Source organism: Metabacillus niabensis (assembly GCF_020524345.1).
Classification (GTDB): domain Bacteria; phylum Bacillota; class Bacilli; order Bacillales; family Bacillaceae; genus Metabacillus; species Metabacillus niabensis_B.
On the sequence record NZ_JAIVLH010000020.1, the window covers coordinates 35,140 to 49,474 of the forward strand.

Annotated in this window: 12 protein-coding genes; 11 read left to right on the forward strand and 1 reads right to left on the reverse strand. The window is 37.0% G+C overall.

All coding sequences use genetic code 11. From position 1 onward, the window contains the following. Nucleotides 1-40 precede the first annotated feature (40 nt). From LC095_RS19970 to LC095_RS19980, 3 genes are all read left to right on the forward strand, one after another. On the forward strand, nt 41-1,474 hold the full coding sequence (locus LC095_RS19970; RefSeq protein WP_226529838.1) for a PLP-dependent aminotransferase family protein: 1,434 nt from the start codon (nt 41-43) through the stop codon (nt 1,472-1,474). 170 nt (nt 1,475-1,644) lie between these two features. Continuing rightward, on the forward strand, nt 1,645-1,836 hold the full coding sequence (locus LC095_RS19975; RefSeq protein ID WP_226529839.1) for a hypothetical protein: 192 nt from the start codon (nt 1,645-1,647) through the stop codon (nt 1,834-1,836). An 80-nt stretch (nt 1,837-1,916) separates the two neighbouring features. After that, entirely contained in the window at nt 1,917-2,375 is a 459-nt protein-coding gene (locus LC095_RS19980) for a YfmQ family protein (RefSeq protein ID WP_226529840.1), read from the forward strand. A gap of 103 nt (nt 2,376-2,478) precedes the next feature. Here LC095_RS19980 and LC095_RS19985 read toward each other — a convergent pair whose 3' ends face one another. Continuing rightward, nucleotides 2,479-3,096 carry a TetR/AcrR family transcriptional regulator gene (locus tag LC095_RS19985; protein ID WP_226529841.1) on the reverse strand — a complete coding sequence of 206 codons (618 nt, stop codon included), beginning with the start codon at nt 3,094-3,096 and terminating at the stop codon, nt 2,479-2,481. Between the two features lie 183 nt (nt 3,097-3,279). On the opposite strand from LC095_RS19985, the gene LC095_RS19990 reads away from it, so the two are divergent. The 8 genes from LC095_RS19990 (at nt 3,280) to LC095_RS20025 (ending at nt 14,319) form a co-directional block, all read left to right on the forward strand. Further along, complete coding sequence (locus LC095_RS19990; RefSeq protein ID WP_264196140.1) at nt 3,280-5,466, forward strand: MMPL family transporter; 2,187 nt, start codon at nt 3,280-3,282, stop codon at nt 5,464-5,466. A gap of 67 nt (nt 5,467-5,533) precedes the next feature. Further along, entirely contained in the window at nt 5,534-6,262 is a 729-nt protein-coding gene (locus tag LC095_RS19995; RefSeq protein ID WP_226529843.1) for an alpha/beta hydrolase, read from the forward strand. A gap of 546 nt (nt 6,263-6,808) precedes the next feature. Continuing rightward, nucleotides 6,809-7,804 (forward strand): ABC transporter substrate-binding protein, encoded by a 996-nt coding sequence (locus LC095_RS20000; RefSeq protein ID WP_226529844.1) that lies wholly within the window; start codon nt 6,809-6,811, stop codon nt 7,802-7,804. Nucleotides 7,805-7,883: 79 nt separating this feature from the next. Next, entirely contained in the window at nt 7,884-9,434 is a 1,551-nt protein-coding gene (locus tag LC095_RS20005) for a sugar ABC transporter ATP-binding protein (RefSeq protein ID WP_226529845.1), read from the forward strand. Between the two features lie 4 nt (nt 9,435-9,438). Next, complete coding sequence (locus LC095_RS20010) at nt 9,439-10,425, forward strand: ABC transporter permease (protein ID WP_319005825.1); 987 nt, start codon at nt 9,439-9,441, stop codon at nt 10,423-10,425. 502 nt (nt 10,426-10,927) lie between these two features. Next, nucleotides 10,928-12,679 (forward strand): alkaline phosphatase D family protein, encoded by a 1,752-nt coding sequence (locus tag LC095_RS20015; protein ID WP_226529846.1) that lies wholly within the window; start codon nt 10,928-10,930, stop codon nt 12,677-12,679. A gap of 24 nt (nt 12,680-12,703) precedes the next feature. Then, nucleotides 12,704-12,904, forward strand: coding sequence for a twin-arginine translocase TatA/TatE family subunit (locus LC095_RS20020; protein WP_226529847.1), 201 nt, complete (start codon nt 12,704-12,706; stop codon nt 12,902-12,904). Nucleotides 12,905-13,050: 146 nt separating this feature from the next. Then, nucleotides 13,051-14,319 (forward strand): SpoIID/LytB domain-containing protein, encoded by a 1,269-nt coding sequence (locus tag LC095_RS20025; RefSeq protein ID WP_226529848.1) that lies wholly within the window; start codon nt 13,051-13,053, stop codon nt 14,317-14,319. The last annotated feature ends 16 nt before the right edge of the window (nt 14,320-14,335 follow it).

Genomic DNA, 14,335 nt, shown 5'->3' on the forward strand with positions numbered 1-14,335 from the left:
AATTACTGATAAAGTAGACAGCAGAAAGGGTTTTGATGAAATGGAATGGAAGCCTAACCGGACGGATAAAATGCCTATTTATAAACAAATTGCCAGCTATATTGAACAAGAGATTTCAGCAGGGATTTTTCTGCCAGACTCTATGTTGCCTTCGGAACGGACTCTTGCAAAGGAATTACAAGTGAATCGCAGCACAGTAGTTGCTGCATATGAAGAGTTACAGTCACTTGGAATTGTGAGCAGAAAGAAAGGAAGCGGAACCCGAGTTAGTACAGACATTTGGGGGTTATCACACAAACGTATTCCGAATTGGGGCAGATATGTAGAAGATGGTTCCTTTGTGCCGAATCTTCCCTTAGTACAACGAATTCGGATGGAAACAGAAAAGAATGATTTGATAAATTTGGCTAGCGGTGAGTTAACAGCACAGTTATTTCCTACTGAACAATTTCAGAAGATTTTGTCTGACCGCACCTTTACAGGCTATCTTGGTTATGATCATCCTCAAGGAAATGCTGATTTAAGGGAGACGATTTCCACACATGTAAGAGAGTATAAAAATATTGATACTAGTGCTTCTTCTATCCTCATTACATCAGGTGCCCAGCAGGCTCTGCATCTGATTGTTCAATGTCTTCTCAAACCGGGGGATGCTGTTGCTATTGAGGATCCGTCATATTGCTTCTCTCTCCCGATTTTTCAATCTGCCGGACTGAGGACCTTTTTGTTACCTGTTGATGAGAATGGGATGAATCCCGAAGATCTTGTAACTTTACATAAAAAGCATAGAATTCGAATGGTCTTTTTAAATCCTGACCATCACAATCCAACAGGGACGATTCTTTCTTTGGAACGTCGGAAGCGTGTGTTAGAACTGTCTGCGGAATTTGGCATTCCAATCATTGAAGATGATCCCTACAGTTTAACGACGTTTGACGGTAGTGTGAATCCTACCTTGAAATCAATGGATCTTAACGGAAATGTTTTATATATTAGTTCATTATCAAAAATTGTTGCATCAGGTTTACGAATTGGCTGGATTATTGGTCCCTCAAAAGTTATTCAACGTCTGGCAGATGCGAAACAACAGGTTGACTTTGGTCATAGTGTTTTTCCGCAATGGGTAGCCAACGAGTTTATAGGGTCATCGGATTTCACTTCCCACATTACGATGCTCCGAAAAGAGTTAAAACATCAAAGAGAAGAATTAACTAATAGTCTAACGGCATTATTAGGTAACAAAATGGAGTTTCTCATCCCTAAGGGAGGAATCCATATGTGGTGCAAATTAAATAATTCTATTAATGAATATAAATTACTCGAAGAATCAGTGAAAAAGGGGGTAGCCTTTATCCCGGGAAGTATTTTTGGAACGGAAAAAGGCTATGTTCGCTTTACATTTGGACGAGAGGACAAACACTCAATTCGAGAGGGAATTTCGCGGTTTGCTGAAGCGTTTAACAACATTCAGTAAGTTATTAAACGCTTCGTATCCGATCTTAATGCCCCTGGGAAAATCGTTTCCTTTTGAAGTGGATGGGTTAAAAAGTTGCAAATTGGATGGTTAACTTATAACGTACATAAGTTACTATATAAAAAGATCGATCACTATTTTCTTAATTCATTCTAAGAGGAGATATATAAATGGCATTTGCAGTCATTCTAATTATTGTTTTAGCCATACTGGCATTAGTTGGAACGATCTTTGCAGCAAAAGATACAGAGGTTCGTTATGGGGAAAATACAAAAAGTAATATTGGTAGATTAACAGCTATTTATGCTGTTGTGATTTTACTTTCTATCTTAGTTATTGGCGCGTATATTTTTATAAAATAAGCTTGCCATTCATTAATAGGAAAATGAAAATGAACTGTGAAACAAATGAAAGTTTTCATAAATAAGGAGTTGAAAAGTAGATGATATCTGCTTTTATTGTTTCATTTATACTAGCCGCAATTAAAATTGTGTTAACTTGTATGCCGTCTGATCTAGTAGATTGGATTTTAAGTAAATTTGCCTTACATCCAAATCTAAATTCACAAGATGTCAAAGTGACATATAACGGTAAACATTTGGAATCTGAAGAGAAAATGAAATTTACCGATTACTTTAACGAAGCCACATTTTTGAAAAAATATTATATATTCCCGGGAAACGAACACTTATTCTTGAATCCAGAGACAGATGTATCTCCCATTGTTGTCAATATGAGAAGAGGGAAAAAAACGATTATATTATATGTTTTCTGTTATGAAGATCATATTGATGTAGTCAAACAGTTTAAACGTAAAGTAGTTTCTTACAGTTTAAGATCAGACGGTCTCCAAACCTTATCACCTGAGATCCGTTATTTGAATGAGGCAGTACTTTCATAATGAAGAATCTGTCGCTTGAAAAGACGAGAGGCTAAATTCGTCTCAGAACATCAAAGTTGAAGGCTCCAATCCTTTTATAGAAAAGGGGGGAGCCTTCACTGCTTTATTTAGGTGCTATACCTGTCCAAAAAAGATCTACTAAAGACTGAGCTGTTTTTTCATATCCTCCTAATTCAGTTATTAATTCTGTTTTGTTTTTAATCATTGTTACGGTAGAAAATGCATGTGCTAGCAGCAATGGGCTAGTTGTGATGATTTCACCATTTTCCATTGCCTGTTTAAATATATTTTCCAGTGCTTTATGGATGTCTTTCTCAGAGTCACGAATTTCACGGATATGATCTTCTGTAAGGGAAGAACTCGCTTCTTGTAATAATGTTTCAAAATCGACATGAGGTCGCTTTAGATGTTCTAACGTAACTTCATATAATCTGTTCTCTAATCCTTTCGAGCTGTTTACTAGTTCCTCCACACGTGTTGTAATACGCTGAAACATGCTTGATACAGCTGTAGTGAATAGTGTTGCCTTATCTTTAAAATAGTAATAAACACTGGCTTTTGTTACATTGCTTGCTTCAGCTACTTGTTGCATCGAAACAACTTCGTATCCATATGTCATAAATAGGTGTGCTGCTGTTTTTGCAATTCGCTCCCTCGTTATATTCATTTCAGCCTTAACTCTAGGTCTACCAGGTGTTCTCTTAGATTTCTTAGTGTCCATGCATACGTTCCTCCTTCTAGTTCAAGAAATTGGCACATTTAAACTAGTTGATTAATTAACCTTCCGGTATATATAATTATCATTAGTTATATTTTAATTTTAATGTAATTTAGTAAAACAAACAAACATTGAAATGAGGGAGTTTATGTGAAGAAATCGCCTTTAACCACGATCATCCAGTATATGACAGGGAAAGTAAGTCGGTGGATTGTCATTGCCGTCTGGATTATAGTAACTGTGGTATTAACCATTGCCTTACCGCCTGTTAGCGAAACTGAGGTTAATAATGCCCCGAACTTAAGTGAAGATTCACCTTCTGTAGAGGCAGAAAATCTAATTAAAGAAGAATTCCCTAATTCTTCAGGAGTGCCGGCTTTACTTACATGGCATAATGAAGCAGGTTTTAATGAAGAAAATATAAAAGCTGTCCAAGAAATGTCAGAGGATTTAACTGATAAACCGTTAGAAGGACAATCATCTACACCTCCTTTGCATAAGATGCCAATACCTGCTTTGCAAGAGATGATTTCTGAAGATGGCACCACACTCGTACAACCTATATTCTTTGAAGAAAACATTGAGACTGGTATTCTTGAAAAAAATGTAGAGAAGATCAAAGAGCAAGTAGAAGAGAAGGTTTCTTACGATTCTTTTGCTACAAATATTGATGATCCTGATAAACTAAGCACTCGAGTGACAGGTCCAGTTGGGACTCAAGTAGATGCTACAAGCCTTTTTGAAGGAGCAGATGTAACATTATTAATTGCAACAGTTTTATTAGTGTTAATTCTCCTTCTTGTCATTTACCGTTCCCCAATTTTAGCGATTATTCCTTTAATTGGTGTAGGTTTTGCCTATATGGTCCTTAGTCCAATTCTAGGTATTTTAGCAGACAAAGGGTGGATTACGGTTGACTCACAAGCTATAGCTATCATGACCGTATTATTATTTGGAGCTGGAACAGACTACTGTTTATTTTTAATTTCTCAGTACCGCGATGAACTTCGAAAAGTAAAAGATAAGAGAAAAGCACTTATTCATGCCTTTAAAGAGGCTTCAGGTGCAATCGCGATGAGCGGGTTAACAGTTGTCATTGCTCTGCTTGTATTAATTGTGGCGAAATATGGAGCATACCATCGTTTTGCGATCCCTTTTAGCTTATCTATTTTTGTTATGGGAATAGCGAGTTTAACGCTAATTCCAGCTTTATTATCTATTATGGGAAGAGCTTCCTTCTATCCGTTCATTCCCCGTACTCCTGAAATGGAGGAAGAGCTAGCTAAAAAGAAAGGTAAGCCGATACGAATACGTAAAGAAAAGAGTCGTTTCGGAAATTGGGTCGGAACGATTGTGACAACGAAGCCGTGGACAATTATTATCGCTTGTCTCGTTTTCTTTGGGGCTTTCTCCATGTATTCCAGCCAAATTAAATATACCTATGATTTATTATCTTCTTTCCCTGAAGATATGCCGTCACGGGAAGGTTTTCAGGTTATTTCTGATGCTTATTCCCCTGGTGAATTAGCACCGGTTCAAGTCGTCATTGATACGGAAGGAAAAACAGTAGACATAGAAAAAGAGTTACAGAAACATAATCTTGTTGATACAGTATCTGCCCCGCAAAATGGTGTTGATCATGAAAATTTAAAGGTATATGATGTCAAATTTAATGTGAATCCTTATAGTGCAGAGGCGATGGAAGCTATTCCAGAGTTAAGAGATGCAGCGGAACAGGCATTAACACGATCAGATATATCCTCTGCGGAGTCAAAAGTATGGATCGGAGGTCAAACGGCAACCCAATATGACACTATGATCACCAGTAATGAAGACACGAATCTCATTGTTCCATTAATAATTGTCTTCATATCTATTCTGCTCTTAGCTTACTTACGTTCCATTGTAGCCATGCTGTATTTAGTTGGAACCGTTGTTTTATCTTATAGTGCAGCTTTAGGGTTAGGGTGGTTTATTATCCATAATGTAATGGGAGTCGATGCAATACAAGGAGCCATTCCTTTATATGCATTTGTTTTCTTAGTAGCTCTTGGAGAAGATTATAATATCTTCATGATCTCAAGCATATGGAAGAAAAGAAAGCACATGCCATTGAAACAAGCGATTAAAGAAGGGGTAAGTGAAACAAGTGGTGTTATCACTTCGGCAGGTATTATTCTCGCTGCAACCTTTGCCGTTCTAGCTACATTGCCAATACAAGTTCTGGTTCAGTTTGGGATTATCACAGCTTTAGGTGTTCTTTTAGATACATTTATTGTTCGTCCATTCCTTGTACCTGCCATTACGACCGTTTTAGGGAAATTTGCTTTTTGGCCAGGTAAATTGAAAAGAGTACAAGAAAAAGAGAATTAATCAAAAAAAGGATGTGCCCTGATTTTTGCACATCCTTTATCATTTCAGAAAGGAAGAGAGTCTACGGATGAAAAGAAAATTGAAATACATGCTACTCGGCATTATTTTATTACTGGTCGTGTTATTTCTTGGGTTTTTTACATGGTCACAACAAACCTATAAACCCTCTTCAGAGCTCGATACACTTTTAGATAAAAGTGAAATTCAGTATGAGGAAGATTGGATTATTTTCAATCAGCATTCAAGTGAAATAGGGATGGTGTTATATCCTGGTGGAAAAGTAGAACCTGAAGCATACAGCTATTATGGAAAACAGTTAGCAAACAAAGGGTACTTGGTTGCCATACCTAAAGTTCATTTTAATTTTGCACTGTTTGATTCCAACAAAGCTACTAAGATAATAGAGAACTACCCATCAATTGAAAAATGGGTAGTAGGTGGACATTCATTAGGCGGAGTTGCAGCTGCTAAATTTGCTTTTGATCATCCTAAAAAAGTAGATGGAGTTTTTCTATTAGGTTCCTATCCTAGTGAAGGGAATGATTTCTCAAAAACGAACACTCCGATGCTTTCGATCTATGCAGAAAAGGACGGCTTAACCACAGTAGAAAAAATTAACGAAACTAAGAAGTTTTTGTCTAGTCATGCAACAATGCATGAAATAAAAGGTGGCAATCATGGTCAATTTGGTGTTTATGGTAAACAGAAAGGAGATAATGAGGCAGGAATATCTGTTAAGAAGCAACAAGATGAAATGGTGAGTGTTACTTCTGAATGGCTAAAAGAAATGAAATAATAATGATAGGTAGCAGTCAGTAAAAAACCCCATTGAGAAATGGGGTTTTTTAGCTTCTTACTATATACAAACGTAACTTACATCAAAAGATGCGGTGAACGATCTTTTTATAAAAAAATTTTTTGTGATTTTTTTGATTAGTGTGCTGATATAACATGCTTATAGAAAACTATTCTTGTTAACATTAATAAATTAAGACTTTTCCAAAGTATTAGATAAATTTTAAGATTATTAAAATAGTAAATTACAAATTTTGGTTCAATTGACAAAATAAACCGATCATAATATAATCGAAATCAATCAAAAGTAATCGTAAATACTCATATTCAATCACAAAAACTTTCACTAATGAGCAATGAATGTTATCAGTATTTTTAATTGCCTAAAATGACAGCGTTACCACTTTTTTAAGCCTGATCATTTAATAGAAATCTATCTTTAAGGTGGTGATATAAAACACTAAAATGTTAGCGTTTCCATCGTTCGTGAATCTTACAGTGGTTAACTTGTGCTCGGAAAAAACCAAATTGTCTTAGGGGGATCATAATGAAAAGTAATTCAAAGAAGTTCATGGTGTTTGTTTTAATGTTAGTACTAGCTTTGATGACAGCGTGTAGTGGAGCTAGTAAATCAACAAGCGAGGGTAGCTCAAACAGTGGTTCTAATAATAGTAGTGAATCGAAAGAGGATGAAAAACTAACTATAGCTTTATCAGTGGGTACACTTGCAAATCCTTTCTTTGTTGCGATGGGAAAAGGTGCAGAAGAAGCAGGAAAAGAGTTGGGAGCGGAAGTGATTGTTGAAAGTGCAGAATATGACTTGGCGAAGCAAACATCACAAATCGAAAACTTTATTACCCAAAAGGTAGATGTCATCTTACTTAATGCCGTTGATACAAAAGGTATAGCTGCAGCCGTTCTGCAGGCAAAAGAAGCGGGAATTCCTGTTATTGCAGTTGATGTAAATGCAGATGGCGGAGTGGATGCAACAGTTACATCTGATAACTATCAGGCAGGTCAACTAGCTGGTGAGTATGTAATCGAACAATTAGGTGGAAAGGGCAATATTGCTATTATCGATGGACCTCCTGTTTCTGCTGTAGCAGACCGTATTAAGGGATTTGAGGACGCAATCAAAGGATCTGATATTAAAGTTGTAGCAAAACAAAATGGTGAAGGAAGTCGTGAAAAAGCGTTAACGGTTATGGAGGGCATCTTACAAGCTAATCCATCTGGAACAATTAACGCCGTATTTGCTATTAATGATCCAGAAGCAATCGGGGTGGAAATTGCTCAAGAACAAGCAGGACGCAAAGATGAATTCTTCATTGTAGGTGTAGATGGAGCCCCTGAAGCAACAGAAGCAATGGCAAAAGAAGACAGTTCTATTTATGCAACTTCAGCACAATCGCCTAGTGAAATGGTGAAAAAAGCAGCAGAAATTGGGATGAAAGTGAAAAATGGAGAAGCAGTAGAAGAGTTAATTAAAGTTCCAGTTGAGCTAGTAACTCAAGAGACATTAGATTCTTACAAAGGATGGTAAACCTCCAAACTTATATAGGCTGATAAGGATTTTATTCCTTCATCAGTCTTCTTCAAATATAGAAGGGATGATATAAGCTATGGTTGTCAAAGAAGAAGTAAAGCAGCGAACGAACTTAAAACACCCTGTTTTGAATATGCAGGGAATAAGTAAAACCTTCTCAAGAGTCACTGTATTAAAGAACGTGAAAATTGAGTTATATCCAGGCGAAGTACATGCACTAATGGGAGAGAATGGTGCCGGAAAATCTACATTCATGAAGATTTTAGCAGGAATTCATCAACCGGATCAAAATGGAGGGGAAATCTATTATAAAGGCCAACCTGTCTTGTGGAAGGATCCTATCGATGCGAGAAATAAAGGAATAAGTGTTATTCATCAGGAATTAAATCTTTCTCCGAACCTAACGATCAGTGAAAATATTTTAATGGGTACAAAGTTTCCTAGAAATAGTTTAGGAATGGTAAAGTGGGATGAAGTTCATGAACGTGCTCAAAGGGTTTTGGATTCAATGGGATCTAGTCTTAACCCACGCCAATTAGTATCAACTCTTAGTGTTGCTCAGCAACAGATGGTTGAAATTGCTCGTGCCCTCTCCTTTAAGGCAGAGGTTCTTATTATGGATGAACCGACAGCTTCGTTAACAGATAAAGAAATTATAAAACTATTTGACATAATTCATGATTTAAAAAAACAAGGGGTAGCCATTGTCTATATTTCTCACAGAATGGAAGAAATTTTTAAGATATCAAATCGATATACAGTATTACGTGATGGTGAATGGATCGCGAGTGGTCCTATAGAAGAAACTGATAATGATCATCTTGTCAAACTTATGGTTGGACGGGACCTTAAAGATTTATTTAATCGTACCAAGGCATTTAATCCTTTACGAAAGAAGGATATACCCGTATTGGAACTCAGAAATATTTCTGATAAAAAGGTAGTGAAAAATGTGTCATTTAAGGTTTACCCAGGTGAAATTGTCGGTCTTGCAGGACTTGTAGGTGCAGGAAGAACAGAATTAGTGAGGGCCATATTCGGTGCATCCAATCTAACAAGCGGAGAAATCTATGTAGAAGATAAATTAGTGAAAATCAACTCACCAATTGATGCAATATCCAAAGGTATTGCACACGTACCAGAAAGTAGAAAAGAACAAGGACTATTTTTATCTATGTCTGTAAAAGAGAATATCTTAATGGCAGAACTTAAGAAGCACTCAAAATCTGGAGTAGTTCGTTGGAAAGACGTTAATGCTACTGCAGATCGTTATATCAAGGAATTAAGTATTAAAATTGCTTCTCCTGATCAGCCTGTTTCCAATCTGAGTGGAGGAAATCAACAAAAAGCAGTAATTGCACGTTGGCTGTCTATATCACCAAAAGTACTCCTGCTCGATGAACCGACTAGAGGAGTTGATATTGGTGCGAAGACAGAGATTCATAAGATTATTTCTAAGTTAGCTGATGAAGGCTTAGCAGTGTTAATGATTTCTTCAGAATTACCAGAGGTGCTGGGAATAAGTGACAGAGTTCTTGTAATGAGTGAAGGAAGATTAACTGGTGAACTATCAAGAAAAGAAGCTACACAAGAAAAAATCATGTACTTTGCTACAAAAGGGGAGTAACAAAATGAAAGCAAATGTTCAAACAGCTACTCAATCTCAAGGTCTACACATAGGGAATATTATTCATGGATTGTGGAATCGTTTAGGAATGATTATGATTTTATTATTATTATGTATCGTGCTTTCTTTCACAGCTCCAAACTTTCTAGATACTGCAAATCTATTAAATGTATTAAAACAAGTTTCAATTATTGCAATTTTAGCTGCTGGGATGACAATTGTTATTTTAACAGGCGGTATTGACTTATCGGTAGGGTCGACAGTGGCTTTATCTGGAGTCATTTCAGTTATGGTTTCCTCTGCAGGTGTTAACCCCTATATTGCCATGTTATCAGGAGCTGCGGTAGGTTATGTAGTAGGATTAATTAACGGATTTTTCACGGCTAAGACAAAACTGCCAGCTTTTATTGTAACACTTGGAAGTTTCACATATGTACGTGGTCTGGCTTATGTCATTAGTGGTGGATACCCAATTGTTTTGGAAAATGAGACGTTTAAGTTTATTGGAGGAGGGTCAATTATCGGTATCCCAACTCCAATCTATATTATGCTTTTAGTTTATGTTGTGATGTTTTTTATACTGAAGTATACAATGTTTGGTCGTCATATTTATGCAATTGGTGGCAATGAAGAGGCAGCTCGATTAACAGGTATAAAAGTAGAAAAATCTTTAATTAATGTTTATTCAATTAGCGGATTGTTAGCAGGCTTAGGTGGGGTTGTTTTAGCAGGAAGATTATATTCTGGTCAGCCAACTGCTGGACAAATGTATGAGCTTGATGCGATTGCCGCTGTTATTCTCGGAGGGACAAGTTTAGTAGGTGGAAGAGGTAAGATTCAAGGAACTATTATTGGGGTTTTAATTATGGGAGTGATTAGTAACGGACTTACACTAATGGATGTTAATTACTATTGGCAATTAGTTGTAAAAGGGGGAGTAATTATTGCAGCTGTATTACTAGATCGCTTACGTGGAGATAGTGCTGCTTAATACACATCCAGGGAAACACTTGCTAGTTCATTGAGGCTTGTAAATCAAGCTATTCAAGCGCAATAGTATAATAGCCAGTTCAAAAAGGAAAAGAATCCATTTTTTATTATAGTGGATTCTTTTTATGTATCGTAAATCTTATTTATTGAACTTCAATCCAAGCGCCTTTCTAGAACAAGGATGTGTGCTTCTTTCTATATAAGCCAGATTGTTTAAGATCACCGTTCAAAAGTAAATGAAAAACAATGGTTGTGAAATGGAAAATGTAAACTTTTGTTTACTTTACTGTTACTTTTTATGGGGAATATGTAGGAATTTAAAATAGTTTGACTGTATCATCTTTTCTTGATATTTGTAAAGTTTCGTTTAATTTGTTTTTAGCTATTACAATAGGTCCGAATAAATCTACCTGAAGCGGAATTTGCATCTTTACATTTCTTAACACTACCTTCAAATATTTTTTTTATACTTTCCCTGTAACTCAATTTGAGGAGGGATATCAATGACAAATGAAGAAAATTTTGATGAGTTAGTAAAAAGGTGGAGTGAAACGGCTTTAGAGAAGAATATAGACCGAAGGAATTTTATCTCGGGTGCAAGCAAGCTTGCCGGTTTATCACTAGGTCTTGCTCTTACCCAATCCGTAATAGGCCTTGATGTTATTAATGCTGCACCGAAATTCAATGATTACCCTTTTTCTCTTGGTGTAGCTTCTGGTGATCCGCTATCTGACAGTGTCGTTCTATGGACAAGGCTTGCACCAGATCCGCTGAATGGTGGCGGCATGCCAAATGAAGCGGTAAAAGTGAAATGGGAAGTGGCTAAGGATGAGAATTTCCGCAAAATGGTCCAGAAAGGCAAAGTGGCGGCAGTACCTGAACTCGGACATAGTGTTCATGTAGAAGTGGATGGCTTGAAACCAAATCAAGTCTATTACTATCGTTTTATATGCGGAGGAGAGGTCAGCCAGACTGGCAAAACAAAAACATTGCCGGCAGAAGGTTCGAGTGTAAAGAGTCTCACATTTGCTTTTGCATCTTGCCAGCAATTTGAACATGGTTATTTTACGGCTTACAAGCATATGGCAAAGGAAGATCTTGATATGGTCTTTCATCTGGGCGATTACATATATGAGTACGGGCCAAATGAATATATTTCATCGACTGGCAATGTCCGTGTGCACAGTGGACCAGAGATTATGACTATTGGCGACTATCGAAACAGATATGCTCAATACCGCTCGGATGTCCATCTGCGTGCTGCCCATGCTGCTTTTCCTTGGATAGTAACTTGGGATGATCATGAGGTAGAAAATAACTATGCCAATTTGATCCCGGAAAAAGGACAATCTGTTGAAGCATTTGTAAAACGCAGAGCTGCAGCTTATCAAGCTTATTATGAACATATGCCGCTTCGCAAATCTTCTCTTCCTGAAGGGGCTGATATGAGACTTTACCGAAGCTTCTCTTTTGGAGATCTTGCTCATTTCTTTGTTTTAGATTCCCGCCAATATCGCGATGACCAGGCAAACGGAGATACAAGTTCACCTCAGACAGAGGAATCATTGAATCCAAGCAGGACTCTCCTTGGTGCAGAACAGGAAAAGTGGCTTGCTGATGGTTTGTCAAATTCAAATTCTAAATGGAATGTTCTTCCGCAGCAGATCTTTTTTGCTGAAAGAAACTATGGGACACCAACTGAGCCGCGCTATAGCATGGATTCGTGGGACGGATATCCGGCAGCGCGCGAAAGACTAATGGAAGTGGTAATGGCCAATGACATAACAAACCTGGTTGTCCTGACAGGAGATGTTCATGCAAGCTGGGCATCAAACTTAAAGGAGGATTATTCATTCCAAAATTCCAAAACAGTGGGTGTCGAATTTGTCGGGACTTCCATAACATCTGGAGGCAATGGCGCTGATAAGCGAGCTGATACTGATAAAATCTTAGCTCAGAATCCTCACATTAAATTCTTCAATGATTACCGTGGCTACGTGAGATGTACAGTAACACCGGAGCAATGGAGAGCAGATTACCGTGTTGTTCCATTTGTAACCGAGCCAGGAGCAGACATATCAACAAGAGCTTCATTTGTTTATGATAAAGATCAATCAGGGCTTAAGAAGGTTTCTTCTGCACTAGTGTCTCAAGGGGTCCAAAAAACGAATGAAGTGGAAGAAGACAGAACCAGGGCACATAATCGTGCACATGAAAAACAGAAGCAAAAGAAGAAACAAAAAGTCACTAATTAATTTCAAATGTAAGGAGCTGTATAAATGCTTTCAAATATAGGAATTCCCGGCTTAATCCTTGTCCTTGTCATAGCCTTAATTATTTTCGGTCCAGCAAAATTGCCGGAATTAGGTCGTGCCGTGGGTTCTACATTAAAAGAATTCAAAAATTCAACTAGGGACTTGGTTTCCGATGAGGAGTCAAGCAAGGAAGAGACAGGTCAGGCTAAGAAAAAAGCACTTTAGTGTTTAACATAAAAGGAAGGTGTAGGCAATGTGCTTACATCTTTTTTTTAGTTTTGGGCGAAATTGTTAAGGACAGGATTTTCATCACTATTTCGGATTAATATAAGCAAAGAATACGATTAGGAAAGATATACAATACTAAAACTATGAAACGTATTATGGCACTGTTCCTATTTGTTGCTGTATTTGCAAGTCAACAATTTGTATATGCGAATGAAATGATTAAAGTTAAGTTAAAAAATGACATAGGAGATAAAGAGAAGCTTACCATACAGGTAAAAGGTAGATATACATTTATGGATGGAATTGAAGATATAAAAGAAGGTGCTGTCCATATTTTATCCATCAAAAAAGGTTCCATTGTATTAACCAATCAAAACGAAAAACTGGCATTAACTAAATCTTTTGTCTTAATACCAGATCAATATGATGAGGAGCATGTGATAACAGTTAATGATAAAAAATATCTTGGGGCAATGGAATTTACTATAGAAGATGGTCAATACATTAGGCCGATTAACCAAATCCCTCTGGAAGATTATTTAAAAGGTGTTGTTCCGTTTGAGGTGTATCCATCTTGGAAACTGGAAACGTTAAAAGCTCAGGCGCTTGCTGCCAGGACCTACACAATGACACATTTGGACATGGAAATGGATGACACGATTCAATTTCAAGTCTATGGAGGGTATGAATGGCACGAAAAAGCTTCAAAAGCTGTTGAAGAAACAAAAGATGAAATTATTACATTTAAAAATATGCCTATCAATGCTTATTATTCGGCAAGTAATGGTGGAGTAACTGAAAACAATGAAAATGTATGGAAAGAAACTGCAAAACCTTATTTTCCCATAAAGGTTGACCAGTTCGACCCTATTCAACCATGGACACTCCGTTTACACAAAGAGCAGCTGTTATTAAAGGAGATAGATGCGACCGGAATGAACTGCTGGGTCAAGCTAGAAGAAAAGGACCCTTCAATAACAGAACCTATGAAAAAAAGGCTAAACAAACAAGGGTTTGAAGGAGATATAAAAATCTTATCTATTTCGAATCTAGGTATAGCACCAGATCATAATAAATCAAATCGTGCTAAAAAAGGTTCGATTAAAATAGAATTTTTAAGACGCTTAATAGAAGGAACAATTCTTTATGAAGTGGTCGAGCTCAACGATATAGCAATAAATCAAATAAGACCTCTAATAGGAGGATCCACCTTTAGAAGCTACCTCATTGATTCATTCGAAGAACACGATCATTTTTATCTCATAAAGGGTAGAGGTTTTGGTCACGGTGTAGGAATGGGTCAATGGGGAGCAAGTATAATGGGTGATAAAGGTTACACATATAGAGAAATCATCCATTATTATTATCCGGGAACTACGATTAGAAAGATAGCTGACATACAAGAGAAATAAGAAATAAATGAAAGTT

Coding starts and splice junctions, on each gene's coding strand:
- LC095_RS19970 (WP_226529838.1), top strand. CDS start 41: ATGGAATGGAAGCCTAACCGGACGGATAAAATGCCTATTTATAAACAA.
- LC095_RS19975 (WP_226529839.1), top strand. CDS start 1,645: ATGGCATTTGCAGTCATTCTAATTATTGTTTTAGCCATACTGGCATTA.
- LC095_RS19980 (WP_226529840.1), top strand. CDS start 1,917: ATGATATCTGCTTTTATTGTTTCATTTATACTAGCCGCAATTAAAATT.
- LC095_RS19985 (WP_226529841.1), bottom strand. CDS start 3,096: ATGGACACTAAGAAATCTAAGAGAACACCTGGTAGACCTAGAGTTAAG.
- LC095_RS19990 (WP_264196140.1), top strand. CDS start 3,280: ATGACAGGGAAAGTAAGTCGGTGGATTGTCATTGCCGTCTGGATTATA.
- LC095_RS19995 (WP_226529843.1), top strand. CDS start 5,534: ATGAAAAGAAAATTGAAATACATGCTACTCGGCATTATTTTATTACTG.
- LC095_RS20000 (WP_226529844.1), top strand. CDS start 6,809: ATGAAAAGTAATTCAAAGAAGTTCATGGTGTTTGTTTTAATGTTAGTA.
- LC095_RS20005 (WP_226529845.1), top strand. CDS start 7,884: ATGGTTGTCAAAGAAGAAGTAAAGCAGCGAACGAACTTAAAACACCCT.
- LC095_RS20010 (WP_319005825.1), top strand. CDS start 9,439: ATGAAAGCAAATGTTCAAACAGCTACTCAATCTCAAGGTCTACACATA.
- LC095_RS20015 (WP_226529846.1), top strand. CDS start 10,928: ATGACAAATGAAGAAAATTTTGATGAGTTAGTAAAAAGGTGGAGTGAA.
- LC095_RS20020 (WP_226529847.1), top strand. CDS start 12,704: ATGCTTTCAAATATAGGAATTCCCGGCTTAATCCTTGTCCTTGTCATA.
- LC095_RS20025 (WP_226529848.1), top strand. CDS start 13,051: ATGAAACGTATTATGGCACTGTTCCTATTTGTTGCTGTATTTGCAAGT.